The sequence below is a fragment of the uncultured Phascolarctobacterium sp. genome (genome assembly GCF_905212365.1).
Taxonomy (GTDB): domain Bacteria; phylum Bacillota; class Negativicutes; order Acidaminococcales; family Acidaminococcaceae; genus Phascolarctobacterium_A.
This window is the reverse complement of record NZ_CAJMEH010000056.1, coordinates 1-14,960: the sequence shown is the minus strand read 5'-3', so window position 1 is coordinate 14,960 and position 14,960 is coordinate 1. Positions and strand designations below refer to the sequence as shown.

General features: G+C 43.4%; 11 protein-coding genes, 3 tRNA genes and 1 pseudogene. 11 read left to right on the top strand and 4 right to left on the bottom strand.

Translation table 11 applies throughout. From position 1 onward, the window contains the following. Nucleotides 1–59: 59 nt before the first annotated feature. On the bottom strand, nt 60–899 hold the full coding sequence (locus tag QZ105_RS08515) for a MerR family transcriptional regulator (RefSeq protein WP_293729493.1): 840 nt from the start codon (nt 897–899) through the stop codon (nt 60–62). Between the two features lie 243 nt (nt 900–1,142). Between QZ105_RS08515 and QZ105_RS08510 the strand changes: the two genes are divergently transcribed. The 5 genes from QZ105_RS08510 (at nt 1,143) to cobN (ending at nt 8,851) form a co-directional block, all read left to right on the top strand. After that, nucleotides 1,143–1,997, top strand: a complete 855-nt coding sequence (locus QZ105_RS08510) for a TonB-dependent receptor plug domain-containing protein (protein ID WP_293729492.1) — start codon at nt 1,143–1,145, stop codon at nt 1,995–1,997. A gap of 43 nt (nt 1,998–2,040) precedes the next feature. Then, nucleotides 2,041–3,084, top strand: a complete 1,044-nt coding sequence (locus tag QZ105_RS08505; protein WP_293729491.1) for a TonB-dependent receptor — start codon at nt 2,041–2,043, stop codon at nt 3,082–3,084. A gap of 90 nt (nt 3,085–3,174) precedes the next feature. Continuing rightward, entirely contained in the window at nt 3,175–3,945 is a 771-nt protein-coding gene (locus QZ105_RS08500) for a carbon-nitrogen hydrolase family protein (RefSeq protein WP_293729490.1), read from the top strand. 55 nt (nt 3,946–4,000) lie between these two features. Then, on the top strand, nt 4,001–5,086 hold the full coding sequence (locus tag QZ105_RS08495; protein WP_293729489.1) for an adenosylcobinamide amidohydrolase: 1,086 nt from the start codon (nt 4,001–4,003) through the stop codon (nt 5,084–5,086). Between the two features lie 48 nt (nt 5,087–5,134). Then, the gene (gene cobN / locus QZ105_RS08490) at nt 5,135–8,851 is read left to right on the top strand and encodes a cobaltochelatase subunit CobN (protein ID WP_293729488.1); all 3,717 of its coding nucleotides are present in this window, start codon (nt 5,135–5,137) and stop codon (nt 8,849–8,851) included. Between the two features lie 256 nt (nt 8,852–9,107). Here cobN and QZ105_RS08485 read toward each other — a convergent pair. From QZ105_RS08485 to QZ105_RS08475, 3 genes are all read right to left on the bottom strand, one after another. Continuing rightward, nucleotides 9,108–9,184 (bottom strand) — tRNA-Arg (locus QZ105_RS08485). Between the two features lie 6 nt (nt 9,185–9,190). Continuing rightward, nucleotides 9,191–9,264 (bottom strand) — tRNA-Gly (locus tag QZ105_RS08480). A 7-nt stretch (nt 9,265–9,271) separates the two neighbouring features. Further along, nucleotides 9,272–9,348, bottom strand: a tRNA-Pro gene (locus QZ105_RS08475). A 264-nt stretch (nt 9,349–9,612) separates the two neighbouring features. Here QZ105_RS08475 and alaS point away from each other — a divergent pair. From alaS to QZ105_RS08445, 6 genes and pseudogenes are all read left to right on the top strand, one after another. Then, the gene (gene alaS, locus QZ105_RS08470; RefSeq protein WP_293729487.1) at nt 9,613–12,231 is read left to right on the top strand and encodes an alanine--tRNA ligase; all 2,619 of its coding nucleotides are present in this window, start codon (nt 9,613–9,615) and stop codon (nt 12,229–12,231) included. A gap of 336 nt (nt 12,232–12,567) precedes the next feature. Next, nucleotides 12,568–13,185 carry an Asp23/Gls24 family envelope stress response protein gene (locus tag QZ105_RS08465; RefSeq protein ID WP_293729486.1) on the top strand — a complete coding sequence of 206 codons (618 nt, stop codon included), beginning with the start codon at nt 12,568–12,570 and terminating at the stop codon, nt 13,183–13,185. A gap of 3 nt (nt 13,186–13,188) precedes the next feature. Beyond that, complete coding sequence (gene amaP / locus QZ105_RS08460) at nt 13,189–13,710, top strand: alkaline shock response membrane anchor protein AmaP (RefSeq protein WP_293729485.1); 522 nt, start codon at nt 13,189–13,191, stop codon at nt 13,708–13,710. Between the two features lie 11 nt (nt 13,711–13,721). Continuing rightward, entirely contained in the window at nt 13,722–13,949 is a 228-nt protein-coding gene (locus QZ105_RS08455) for a DUF2273 domain-containing protein (RefSeq protein WP_293729484.1), read from the top strand. Nucleotides 13,950–13,968: 19 nt separating this feature from the next. Beyond that, nucleotides 13,969–14,385 (top strand): transcription antitermination factor NusB, encoded by a 417-nt coding sequence (gene nusB / locus QZ105_RS08450; protein ID WP_293729483.1) that lies wholly within the window; start codon nt 13,969–13,971, stop codon nt 14,383–14,385. Further along, nucleotides 14,382–14,960: pseudogene (locus QZ105_RS08445) on the top strand (O-sialoglycoprotein endopeptidase); the annotation flags it as partial. The gene nusB and the pseudogene QZ105_RS08445, both read left to right, overlap by 4 nt.

Here is a 14,960-nt window from a genome sequence, read left to right as displayed (position 1 = left end):
GTACCGAACGGTACGCACGGTGGTGTGAGAGGTCGGCTGCTCAAATAATGGGCGGGCTCCTACTCGATTTTATATTCTACTGGAATCATGATTTTTACTACATATTCGCTGTATTTATCAGTAGACCAATAATTACGCATTTGTTCGATAAAAGAAGAACCAATGATTTTTAATTCGTTTTTCTCTATAAAATTTATAAGATTTATAAATGCCTTATGATATTGTACATGAAATCCCTGCGGCGTATAGATAGATGCATACAAACCTGCCTGTTTTATTGAAACGTTAGTATATTCATCAGGATGCGATATGCGTGTATATAGATGTGATATACCTAGATAATCGCCATTTATCAAAGCTTTTTGCGGCAGAATGTAACCAATTAAATATTCATTGAGAATTTCACTGGCAGCAAAAGGATAATTGTGCTCAGCTACTAGTTTTATTTTTTCCTTCATGGAACATTCTTTATCTGTAAATGGTGTAGCAATGTAATATTCCTGTTCTTGCTCTTCTAATGTTATCCTGTCTGTAGTAATAGTTTTTGTTTTTTCTAAATGAGAAATTTTAGCTTGTAGGTTTTCTATATTTCGCTGCATTATATCTATCTGAATGCGATATTCGTTTTGCTTTTTACGATATAAATTTTGAAGGCTGTTAATATCACGGTTTTTTACATATTCAGCTATTAATTTTAAAGGTATGCCTAATTTACGAAGATTGATAATAATATCAAGGATAAAATACTGTTCTAATGAATAATAACGGTAGCCGTTTTCTTCAATTAAACTAGGCGCAAGTATTTTATTGCGTTCATAATAAAATAGAGTTTGTTTAGAAACATGAAAGAGTTTGGCAAATTCGCCTATAGAAAAGTATTCATTCGATGTTTTGCTCATAATATCTCCGCTTTTCAAAAAAATAATTGACTCTACTAGTAGTATATAGTATAAAATTCAATGCTAATAAGATAAGGTCTGAATAAAACAATACTCTTATATATAATTTAAGATATTAGTTCTTGATTGTCAAGAAGAATACAAGTGGATAAATAGAAATTTTAGCATTGAAGGTTTTCTTGGCGTTGTTTTAAAAATAAAGCTATGAAAATCCTCAAAATATATTTTATGGGAGTGGTTTGTATGAAAAAAGAGACACAAAGAATTAGTTTATTAACTACAGCCGTTTTGAGCACGATTGTAGCATTGGGAGGGACTAGCGTATATGCTGAAGAGCAGCTGAAGGAATTTAATTTGGATCAAATGGTTGTTACGGCCAGCAGATTAGAAGAAAGTAATTTTGATGCTCATGCTAACGTGAACGTTGTGACGAGAAAAGATATTGAAGAAAAGCATTATCAGACTGTTAGCGAAGCATTGCGTGCAGTTCCAGGCGTTACTATACAGAATTACAGCGCTACAGGCGCTAACTATTCGGCCGATTATTTATACGTTAACGGTACTAGCCATGTACTGGTTTTAATTGATGGTCAACGTGCTAATACTAACGGCTCTACTTTTAGTGTTTTCCAGCCTTCGGAAATTAGTAATATGGATAATATCGAACGCATAGAGGTTTTGAAGGGATCGGCTTCTACATTATATGGCTCGGATGCCGTAGGCGGCGTTATCAATATTATTACCCGTAAACCTGATAAGGGAGGCGCTACAACGAAGATATCGGGTACTTGGGGAAGCTATAATAAGAAAACATATAATTTGTATCATCAGGGTATGACTAAGGATGGTTTTTATTGGACTATTAATGGGCAAACCGATAAAATGGGCAAATATAAAGACGGACATGGAAATAGTACCGTGAATAAAATAGATAGCAAAAGCTACGGCGTTAAAATAGGACAGAAATTTTCTGATAAAGCAGATATCAATTTCAGCTATTCCAAATATGAATTAGATTATGGCAGACCGGAAACAGCATCTTCTATGATGGGCCCAACTGTATTTACTGGCGGAATGACTGAAGGAAAAAAAGGATAATACTAAATATGCTTTTAGCTTCGTATATAATTTTGACGATAAATTGAGCAATACATTGACTTATTTCAGCAGAACCTCAGATTTAGACGATGACATCAGGAATCCGGCTGCATTATGGCTGATGAGGGAAAAAACCTGGGGCTTTAGCGATCAGTTAACTTATAAAAATGGTAATCATACTATAGTAGGCGGCTACGATTATTATAAAGACGCTATGAATAAGTATCAGGATCAATATACTCCGGATATGACTGCTAAGGTGGATAACCAGGCATTTTTTATTCAGGATAATATGAAGTTTGGGCATTGGACTGTTACTCCTGGCATTCGCTTTTCCAGGCATTCCGAATATGGACACAAAACAAGCGCCAGCGGTGTAATCGCATATGATTGCAGCGAGGCTACTAACGTATATATTTCTTATAAGGAATTTTTTAGAGCGCCCTATATTTATGAAATGTTTAATCCGTTTTATGGCAGTGAGAAGCTCAATCCTGAAGAAGGCGAAACTAAAGAGATCGGCATCAATACGCGAATTGATGATAAAACTACATTCTCTGCGCATTACTTCCAGACTGATTCCGATAATTTAATAGGCTTTAATAGCGCTACTTGGAAATACTATAATGCCGGGGCGGAGCGTATTAAAGGTTGGGATGTACAGCTGAATAAATTTTTTGACGATCATTTCAGTGCGGCTATAGCGTATACGCATACTTATATCCCTTCTACCAATCCTTCGTCTAATGATAACCGCAATGGTTATATTCCAAAAGGGCAATATGATCTTACGTTTAATTACGATGCTGATAAATTTAACGGCAGTTTGAATTTTAAAGGTATTGTGGATCGTCCTGGTAATAAAGCTTATGAGGATGAGGTGCTTGATACGTATAAAACAGTTTGGACGGCTAATGCCGCTGTAAATTATAACCCTGTTAAAGGAATGAACATATTCCTCAGAGTAAACAATATCTTTGATCGCATGTATACGGATATGACTTATGATATGAGAAATCCTGGCGGTGTAGGCTGGTATTCGCAGCCTGGACGTAATTTTATTGCTGGCGCAGAGTATACTTTCTAAATTTATTTTGCTTGTTTTATCAGAAATGCAGCTGTATAGATTCAATTTATACGGCTGCGTTTTTTCAAAAGTTGAAAATAGGGTGTGGATATGAAAATCGCTTTTTTGCATTTATCTTATTGCGGATTACCGCAAAGCGTTAATCAAGAAAAGTTGTTGTATGGTATGCAGCTTGCTTCTAAATATAATGTTCAATGGGTGCTTACGCCAGAAATGGCTTTACAAGGATATCATATGATTCGTGAAGACTATCTATGGCAATTTGCTTCAACAAATAACGGTGTGTTACAGCCTTTTATAGAGACTGCTCGGCGCTATGAACAGAGGTTATTTTTAGGATGTGCCTATATGTCAGATAGGCAGCCTCATAATAGCTGCGTTATTATAGATGCTAAAGGCTGCGTTTGTCATTGCCATCATAAAGTAAAGGTGGTGCAATGGACAACAGAAAGATGGGCTGAGCCAGGAAATGTTTTTGCAGTATGGGATTTAGACGGAATAAAAACAAGCGTGATGGTTTGTGCTGACCTTTATTTTGCCGAGCATGGAAAAAATATTGCCAAGCAAGGCGCAGAGCTTGTAGTAGGGTCTGTAGCCTGGCCGGAGGGGAATCACGGTGGTAAGCCTAGAGATGCGTGGCGGCGTTTATCGGCTGCTTCAGGAGGAATACCTGTTTTAGTAGCTAACCAAACAGGTTCTCTAAGAATGGATTTTACGAAGGCCGAAAGCGCTGTAATCGTAAATGGAGAAGTGTTGTGTGCATATAGCGGAGCAGAAGCTATTTTAATATTAGAATTTGATGAGCAGAAAAAAAGTATAGTTAGTAAAGAATTTATGGTGGTTCCTTATGGTAAGCGTTAGAAAAATATTATTGCTTATACCTGTATTATTTTTTATAGCTAGAGGAGGATTTTGTATGCACGATGTTTTATTCACCTTTGATAATGGAGATATTATCAAGCGTATTGATGATACGGTTATTGTGGATTTTGCCGGAAAGCGTAATGTTTTGTCCAGTTCCGTTTTTAATGGTGGCTGGCGTGAGGATTTAAAGGCTGTTTTTAATCATCATCCACAGCCAGAAGCACAGGCTATGACTTTGGAGGCGTATAAAGATAATATTAGTAGGGTAGCGTCAGAGTTAGGATATAGTCCTGCGCATATAATGGCAATGGGAACTGGTGTAACGATGGAAAATATCGTTTTGAAATCTGAAATTTATGATGATTTGCAAGTATTAGTAGCAGTAACCGCTGGAGCAGAGGGAAACGCTGGCAGGGCAGGCGATAAAGCTTTGTATCCGGGGAAAGAAAATAAAATTTTATCCAACGGTACTATTAATATTATAGTTTATTTTAATGCCGATGTTTTGCCTGGCAGCATGGCCAGGGCTATTATGATGGCTACGGAAGCGAAAAGTGCCGCTTTGCAAGAGCTGTTGTTAGGCAGTAAATTTTCTAATGGCTTGGCAACTGGAACAGGAACGGACCAGATAGCTATTATAGCTTGCCCGCAAAGTAATTATTTAATTACTGATTGCGGAAAACACACTAAGCCGGGAGAACTTGTGGGACGACTGGTGAAGGCTGCCGTGAAAGGAGCTTTATTGAAATGGAATGGTTATGATGGAAAAACGATGTATGATGTGCGCAGGCGTATGGCGCGTTTTGGCTTTACAGAACAGCGTTTATTTGACGATTATAATAAATTTTATCAAACAACCTTGAGTGAGAGCGTATTGCGTACAGCTATTATAAAAATGAATATGACACCCCAAATTGTAGCGTTAACCAGCTTATATGCCCATTTACTTGATCAATTTCAATGGGGATTGCTGAGCGAAGAAGAAGTTGCTGCTTGCGGAGAAAATATTTTATCACAGATTGCAGGAACGGATTTAGATATGGCTGTCCATCGCTTAGATACGATTGAAGCTTTAGCGGAGCATTGGGAGGAAGCGTACTTAGCAGCGCTTCATAAAACTTTAACGGTTTCTGACTAAAGTTTATTTTTACTATTCTTAAAGTTGGCGTTATGAGGAGAGGTTAGCATGGCAGGAATTCTATTTATTACTAACATGGAAGCACATCGAGTTGGTATTTTATCAGCTTTGGAGGTGCTTGATTCGTATGCAGGAAATAATTTAGCAGTAGAGCAGATAAGTGATAATGAAATTTGGAATAATCAATGGAAAAAGAGAATTATTAATTCGGATTTTGTATTGTGTACATGGATGGGAACAGGCCTTAGCTGTGACTATTTGAAAAAGGCTTCTGCTTTTATGCAAAATTGTCAGATAAAGCATTTATTTGATATCATAGATCCTGGAACAGATAAAATGGCTGGCGGTGTCGACGCCATTATTATAGAAAATATAAAACAGTATTTAGCGTGCGGTGGTTTGGCAAATTATAAAAATCTTTGTTTATATTTGTTAAATACATTTGAAGGTACAACATATGAGTACGATATGCCTCGGCAGTTACCCTGGAATGGAGTCTTTTATCCGGGAGAAAAGGCATATACCAACATTTCCGAATATATAGAAAAACATTGGTGTAACGGACGGCCTACCATAGGTTTTATTTTTGCGCGTGAGGACTGGTTGTGGGATAGACTGGCTTATCAAACAGAAATTATCAAAGCTATAGAAGCAGAGAGCTGCAATGTTATAGCAGTATTTACCACGACGCTGGAAAATGCAAAAACCGGAGCGGTGTCTTTAGGACAATCGTTTAAAGAATTCTTTTATAAGAACAATGAAGTAATTATTGATGCTTTAGTTAATCCCTTTGTTTTTTCTTTGACTATTACAGGTTTTGCTAAGCTACAAGATTTACAAAATTTAGGGGTTCCTGTATTTCAAATATATAATGTATATATGCCGTATCAATGGTGGGAAAAGAATATGATAGGATTAACGGCTAATGAAGTTTCATACGCCGTAGCTATGCCTGAATTTGATGGCGTTATTCACTCTGTTCCTGTTTCGACCAATGAAGAATTAAATAATGGCACGCATTATCGCAGGCCTTTGGTTGAGCGTATTAATATGCTGGCTCGTAAGGTATGTAAATGGGCTAGGTTAAAGCATAAACCGAATAATAAAAAAAAGATTGCTCTTGTTTTTCATAATTATCCGCCTACTAATTCTAATATTGGCAGTGCGGCTTGTTTGGATTCTATAGAAAGCGTGCGTTTACTTTTAAAATATATGCAGCAAAACGGTTATTTAGTTGATAATATTCCAGCTAACAGCCAAGAGTTCATCGATGAAATTACTAAACATGCAACTAACGATCGCAGATTTATTTCTGAGGCTTTAATAGAGGGAGCTGATGGTAAATTAACTAAGTTAGCATATGACGCTTTTTTTGAAAAGTTGCCGATTAATGTGCAAGAACAATTAACTAAAGATTGGGGGCGCGCTCCAGGGGAGGTATTTAGATATGATGATATTTTAATAGTTCCCGGAATGCTGAACGGAAATATTTTTATCACTGTTCAGCCGCCTCGTGGCTTTGGCGACGATCCGGGAAAAATTTATCATTCTCCTGATTGTGCTCCTACGCATCATTATTTAGGCTTTTATCATTGGCTGCGCGATATTTGGGGCGCCGATGCTATGATTCACTTTGGAACTCATGGAAACCTGGAATGGCTGCCGGGAAAAGGAAATGCTATGTCCGCAGGCTGCTATCCTGATATTTGTACAGGGGATATGCCCAATATATATCCTTATTGGATTACTTGTGTGGGTGAAGGAATTCAGGCTAAACGCAGAAGTGCCGCATGTTTGATTAGTTATTTATCTGCGCCGATGAGCTCTGCCGGGGTATATGAAGAGTTAGCTGACTTGGAACAGCTGTTAGATGAATATTGTCAGTTCAAAAATGACAGTTCTTTTCAAAATAATTTAGCTGATATCAGAGAGATGATTCGCGCCAAAGTTTCAGAATGTAATTTGGATGATGAAGTTCAGGAAAGTGCTTTTGTCGGCTTTGATGAGTATATTGGGAAGTTACATACGTATATTACGGATATTAAAAATATGCAAATAAAAACAGGATTACATATTTTTGGGGTTCCGCCTTCAGGAGAGGATTTAGCAGCATATGTTTTAGCTTTAACTAACGTAGAAAATGGTAAGATGCCATCGCTTATTAAACTGCTGGCCAATGTATATAGATATGATTATTATGAATTATTGGAAAATAGTTCTTGTATTTTACCTGATGGTAGTATGACTTACGGAATGTTTCTTGATAAATTAAGAGAAAAGGCGATTACTATAATAAAATTACTGCAAGAACATGATTTTGATGTAGCCTGCATCGAGCAGATATTTGACCTTGCCGGACTGCACGAAGTATCAGGGAAAATGCGTCAACAATTTACTGAATTGCTGCAATATATTTGCCGGAATATTGTGCCTAACCTTTTGCAAACTTCTTTAGAGGTAGAAAATACATTACATGCTTTAGACGGATGTTATATAGATCCATGCGCTTCCGGCGCTCCTACTAGCGGTGGCGCAGATTTATTACCTACAGGACGAAATTTTTATAGTGTTGATCCAAGAACTTTGCCTACAAAGGTTGCATGGGAGATTGGTCAGCAAATGGCTAAAGATGTTATCAATCGTTTTATATGTGAAGAAGGGCGTTATCCGGAAAGTGTGGGGATTATATTATGGGCTACAAGTAATTTACGTAATCATGGTCAATGCGTAGCTGAATTTTTGTATTTAATGGGCTTAAAGCCAGTTTGGCAGACCGGAAGCCAAAGAGTAGTAGGGTTAGAGGTTATTCCTCTCAACGAGTTAAAACGCCCTCGTATAGATGTAACAGGGCGTATTAGCGGCTTGTTCCGTGATAGCATGCCTGCTTCTGTAACATGGCTTGATGAGGCGGTTAGGATGGTAGCTGCTTTAGACGAACCATTTGAGCTTAATTTTGTAAAAAAACATGTACTAACGGAACAAGAAGAGCTGATGGAAAACGGTATGGATGCTGCAACTGCTTTAAAAAATGCTTCTTTTCGTATTTTTGGCGATCCTCCAGGAGCTCATGGCGCAGGAATTGGTGAAGCTTTGGAAGCGAAAAACTGGCAAAATGTAGATGATCTCGCTGCGGTATATACTCGTTGGGGAGCATATGTTTATGGTGCAAAGGCCGAAGGAGAATATTTACCGGAGCGTTTTCAAAAACGTATGTCACAAATTGATATAACTGTGCAAAATGTTGATCACAGAGAATCTTCGATGCTGAGCGGTGATGATTATAATAATTATCGTGGGGGAATGGTTGCAGCAGTACGCAGCTACAAGGGCAGTATGCCTAAAAATTATGTTAGTGATAGTTCTGATAAATGCAAGATACAGTTACGCAGCTTGGATGAAGAACTCAAACGTTGGTTCCGCGGTGAAGCAATGAACCCTAAATATATAGAAGGAATGAAAAAGCACGGCTATAAAGGTGCTGGAGATTTGGCAACTTATGTAGCGGTAAGCTATCAATGGGACGCTACCAGTGAAATTATGGAGGATTGGATGTATGAACAATATGCAAAAAAATATGCTTTAGATTTAGAAATGCAAAGATGGATGCAGAAAGTTAATCCTTGGGCATTGTACAGAATAACAGAGGTGTTATTAGAAGCAGAGCAACGCGGCATGTGGGCGGCTAATAAACAAACAAAAGAAGAGTTGCAGCAGTTATTTTTATCAATGGAAGGAGAATTGGAGGAACGAGGCGAAGAGTCGTAATAAATATTGTGCTATGACAAGAAGCTCTGTAGCACTAAACTGAATAAAGCCTGATAAATAAAAGAGCTATATGGCGTTTATCTGCCATATAGCTTAAGCCAGTATAAAGTATAGGCTACAGGGTTATTTCTTTGTAATATATTGTGATACATATGCAAAACGGTGCCAATTAAATTAGTTTATTATAAAAAGTGCTTCATAAAACAAAAAATCCCCTGAAAGCCACTTTACACGGTGCTTTCAAGGGTTTGCTTGCTGGTGATCCAGGAGGGATTCGAACCCCCGACCCACGGCTTAGAAGGCCGTTGCTCTATCCTACTGAGCTACTGGACCAAAATTTGGAGCGGGCGATGGGAATCGAACCCACAACATCAGCTTGGAAGGCTGAGGTTTTACCACTAAACTACACCCGCAGTCTGCTGGTCGGAGTGGCAGGATTCGAACCTACGACACCCTGCTCCCAAGGCAGGTGCGCTACCAAACTGCGCTACACCCCGAATACAAAAAATATTTTACCATAGAGCGTTGCTTTAGTCAAGAAATTTATCATATGTGATGGAGCTTCTATATCGTAACAACGGCTTAGTGCGATAAACTGCCGCTGGCTTTTCCTTTATTCTACCATGAATACAGGATTTTAACGTTGACTTTAATCTGTAAAAACTATATAATTTTTTATATGCGTTGTTATATTTTAGGCTGAAGCCAACGGCCTGGCAAGCCTTTGGCTGATAATTGAATGAAGGAGCGAAGAAAAAATTATGAAATACATGACTGGTAACGAAATCCGCGAAAGATTTTTAAAATTTTTCCAGGACAGAGGTCATTTAATGCTGCCGAGCGCGTCCCTTATTCCGCAGGACGACCCGACGCTGTTGATTATTGGCGCAGGTATGGCGCCCTTTAAGCCCTTTTTTACCGGCAAGATGAAGCCGCCCTCTCCGCGTATTACCACCTGTCAAAAATGCGTGCGCACCGGCGATATTGAAAACGTAGGCCGCACTGCTCGCCACCATACCTATTTTGAAATGCTGGGCAATTTTTCCTTTGGCGATTATTTTAAAAAGGAAATTATTCCCTGGAGCTGGGAATTTTTGACTAAAGAATTGGAGCTGCCTGCCGATAAGCTGTGGATTACCATTCATACGGAGGACGACGAAGCCTATGAGCTGTGGCGCAGCGTAGGCGTTCCTGAGGAGCGCATTGTGCGTTTGGCTGATAACTGGTGGGAGATTGGCAGCGGCCCCTGCGGTCCGGACAGCGAGATTCATATCGATTTGGGACCGGAACGCGGCTGCGGCAAGCCAGACTGCGGCCCTGGCTGCGACTGCGACCGCTTCCTGGAGCTGTGGAATTTGGTATTTACGCAATTTAACCAAATGCCCGACGGCACCTATCCGCCGCTGAAAAGCAAGAACATCGATACCGGCGCGGGGCTGGAGCGTTTGGCCAGCGTTATTCAAGGCAAGCCCTCCAATTTTGAAACCGATTTGATTTTCCCGATTATTGAATATGCCTGCAAGGTATCCGGCGTTGAATACGGCAAGGATAAGGATATCGACGTATCCTTGAAGGTTATCGCCGACCATGCGCGCAGCATGACCTTTATGATTGGCGACGGTATTTTGCCCTCCAATGAGGGCCGCGGCTATGTACTGCGCCGCATTCTGCGCCGTGCAGTACGTCATGGCCGTTTAATCGGCATCAGCGATAAATTCCTGGCTGGCGCTGTAGATGTGGTTATCGGTATGTTCGGCCACGTTTATACCAATCTGGCTGAAAAACGCGATTATATCCAAAAGGTTATCGACATGGAGGAAACCAGCTTCCTGCGTACCTTGAAGCAGGGCTGTGAGCTGCTGAACGAAGAAATTGCCAAGCTGAAGAAAGCAGGCAAGACTGAGTTGGACGGCGCTACGGCCTTTAGATTGAACGATACCTTCGGCTTCCCGTGGGAGCTGACGGAAGAAATTTTAGAGGAGCAGGGCCTGACTATGGATAAGGCAGGCTTTGACGCAGCTTTGGAGGTTCAGCGTCAGATGGCGCGCGACGCTCGTAACGATAAGGCCGGCCGTCCCATTGTTTATAATACCAACGGTATCGACGTGCCTGCTTTGAAGGTGGATGAGAGCGCTGCTGCGGCTAAAATCGTTAAGCTGTATCCTGCCCATGATGCGCAGCCCATCGCCAGTGCCGAGGACGGCACCGAGGTAGCAGTTATTTGCGACGTTACCGCTTTCCACGCCGAGGGCGGCGGCCAGCTGGGCGACGTCGGCACCATTACTGCCCTTACCGGCGTTATCGACGTAACCGTTACGAAAAAGCTGCCTGACGGCGCAGTTATCATGGTGGGCCAGGTAACGGAGGGCGTTGTTGCCGAGGGCGACGAGGTAAGCTTTGCCGTAGATAAAGCGCGTAAGATGGATATTGCCCGCAACCATACGGCAACCCATTTGCTGCACGCCGCTTTGAAGCAGGTTTTAGGCAGCCATGTCAACCAGGCCGGCAGTTATGTCGGGCCGGACCGCCTGCGTTTCGACTTTTCCCACTTCTCTCAGGTTACGGACGCCGAGCTGAAAGAGGTTGAAAGCATCGTCAACGAGCAGATTTTGGCAGGCAAGGCTGTGGAAATAGAAGAGCTGCCCATCGAGGAAGCTAAAAAGAAGGGCGCAATGGCGCTCTTTGGCGAAAAATACGGCAAGATTGTGCGCGTAGTTACCGTACCAGACTTTTCCATGGAGTTCTGCGGCGGCAGCCATGTAAGCAATACGGCTCAGATTGGCGTGTTCAAGATTGTCAGCGAAGGCAGCAGCGGCGCAGGCGTGCGCCGCATCGAGGCTGTTACCGGTCATGGCGCTGTGGCGCATATTGACGCTATGGAGGATATGGTTAAAGCCTTGGCGGCAGATTTAAAATGCCGCAGCTGTGACGTGCCCGACCGTTTAGAAGCGCTGCACTGCGAGCTGAAAGCCGCTCAGAAGAAGGCTGAAGAATTGGCTGCTGAAATTGCCAAAGCACAGGTAAGCAGCGTGGCAGACCAGGTACAGACCATTAAGGGAGTACCCGTGCTGGTACAGAAGGTGCAGGCCGACAGCGTCGATGCGCTGCGCAGCCTGGGAGATAAAATGCGCGATAAGGTTGGCGGCGTAGTAGTTTTGGCTGCCGTTATGGGCGAGAAGGTCAGCATTCTGACCATGGCTACCAAGGATGCCATCGCTCAGGGCGCACATTCCGGCAATATCGTTAAGGCTGTGGCTAAGCTGTGCGGCGGCGGCGGTGGCGGCCGTCCCGATATGGCTCAGGCCGGCGCTAAGGACGTGGCTAAGCTGGACGAAGCTTTAGCTGCGGCAGCCGCTATTGTTGAAGGTATGCTGAAATAAAATAGATAGCAATATAGAGAGCTTGGTTGAAAAACCATGATTGCTTTTGCTAATACTGACCTGCATTCTTAGGAGTGCAGGTCTTTTTGTTGTATAAAAAGCCGAAGGCAGACAGTTTTGTCAGCTTTCGGCTTATGCGCAATTTAGAAGCTAAGTTGCTACTGTCCAGAGTCCTGCGCAACCTATTATACCTTATCACGCTATAAAAAAGTGATAAAGTCCCGGTTTTTATACAATTTATGCATACAGAATGTATAAACTGTGCTATAATATTAGAATAAAATAAAAATGGAGTACTGTTTGTATTTTACCATATGAGTCTTGGAGGTGCTGCGTATGGAACGCAAGTTGACGGAAAAGGAAGAGGCTTACAAGCATAAAGCGGCAGAGGCCGGCAGCGAATTGGACGAGGATAATAATTTAGAGGACTTTGGCGATATCCGTATTGCCGACGAGGTTATCTGTATTGTAGCCAGCCTAGCGGCGCAGGAGGTGCCGGGAGTGGTGAGCATGAGCGGCGGTTTGACCGACGGCATCAACCGCTTTTTGGGCAAGGAAAACGCTTCCAAGGGCGTGCGCCTGAAATTCGAAGGCAAGATGGTCAACGCCAGCGTTTATATCAATGTGGAATACGGCTGCTGCATTCCCGAAATTGCTTTGGAGGTGCAGGAAAAGGTAAAATCAGCCATTGAAGCTATGACTGGCTATGAGGTGCAGTTTGTGGACGTTAATGTGGAGGGCGTCGCTCAGCGCAAGGCCACGGAGCTGGAAAAGGAGGCGTCGTCGGAGGAGGCTATGGCCGATATTCTGCGGGCGCAGGCCCGGCGGGCGGAAGCCAACGAAAGCAATTCCTTTGAGCAGCAGCTGGCCAAGCTGCGCGGTGACGAGAATTTTGACCTGCCGCCGGAAGAGGAAATGGACGACCGGCAGAAAAGATTTTTTGAGGAGGATTAAGTAATGGGTATTGCCGACAGAATTATTCTTACGTTATACACGTTTTTAATGGCTGTTGTTTCAGTGCTGGCAGTGCTGTGCAGTCTGGGCGTATTTTCCCGCGAAGGCATGATCGCTTTAGTCGACCATATTCCCGGCAACTGGATTTACGCCGTGGGCGGCGTCATTATGCTGCTGGTCAGCCTGCGGCTTTTGATTACCGGCCTGGGCTTAACCGGCATGAGCTCCCTGAAGCTCAGTGAAAGCGATAAGGGCAAGGTATTGGTGGGCAAGGGCGCATTGGAGGATTATATCGCCGTGCTGTCCCAGGAAATTTATGGTATTCACAATGTTAAGGTTATTGTGAAGCTGGACGACGACGGCATCGCCGTGCGCATTAACGCTTCTATCGAGCCCGGCATCAATATCCCGGAAACCTCGGATGAAATCCGCAGCAATGTTAAGGAAAGCATTAAGAAAGTTACGGGCATTGACGTTAAGGACATGGAGCTGTTCTTTAAGCAGATTAAGGCTAAGGAAGAATAGGAGGCTGTGTGATGTTAAGCGAAATTATCAACGACATCTGGAACAACTATCGCGGCCGTCTGCTGTGCTCGCTGTTTGGCCTGTTTATCGGCGTGGTCGTTTTGTGGCTGGGCTTTTTTCAGGCTTTGTTTTTGATGCTGTGCATCGGTATAGGCTTTTTTATCGGGCATAAGCTGGATAAAAAAGAGGATTTGCTGGAATGGCTGGACAGGCTGCTGCCGCCCGGCTATCATAGATAAATATTAGGAGAGTGACAAGATGAGTGAAAAGACTATTCGCAGAATTGCCAGAGAGGCAGCGCTGCAAAGCTTATTTCAGATAGATTTTAACAGCTGTGAGGCGGCTGCTGCCGTGGAGGCCGCTATTGCCGAGCATGAGGAGCCCGGCGCAGACAAGGCGCAGGCTTATGCGCTGCAGCTGGCCGAGGGCGTTTTGGCTCACGAGCAGGAAATCGACGCGCGTTTGAGTAAGTACGCTATCGATTGGACTATCGAGCGTATGCCTGCTACCGACAGGAATATTCTGCGCGTAGCGGCCTTTGAAATGCTGTTCGCCGACCCTGCGGTGGCTGCCGGCATAGCCATCAACGAGGCTGTGGAAATCGCCAAGGAATACGGTACGGAGGAATCTCCGCGCTTTGTCAACGGCGTCTTGGGCAAGCTGGCGCAGGAATGAGCCGGAAAGTTTATTTAGGGCTGGATACCAGCTGCTATACTACATCTGTCGCCGTGCTGGCAGAGGACGGCAGCCTGCTGGGCGAGGCCCGCAGAATATTAAGCGTCAAGCCGGGGCGCTGCGGTTTGCAGCAGTCGGAAATGGTCTTTCAGCATACGCGCAATCTGCCGGAGCTGGTGGAAAGCGTACTGCAAGGGAAGGCTTATGAGCTGGCTGCCATCGGCGTCAGCGGCTATCCCCGTCCGCTGGAAAATTCCTATATGCCGGCGTTTCTGGCGGGGTTGAGTGTGGCGCGCAGTTTAGCTGCCTTGACGGGTGCGCAGCTGGAGATTATCAGCCATCAGGAAAATCATTTGGAGGCAGGCGTTTGGTCTGCGGGCGGGCCTTGGGCGCAGAGCTTTTTGCTGCTGCACGCCAGCGGCGGCACTACGGATTTACTTTTGGCAGAGCGTCAGGAAAATGGCCGCTGCCTGATTACGCAGGTGGGCAGCAGCATCGATTTGCACGCCGGTCAGTTCGTGGACAGAGTGGGCGTGGCGCTGGGGCTGCAGTTCCCTGCGGGGCCGGCCCTAGAG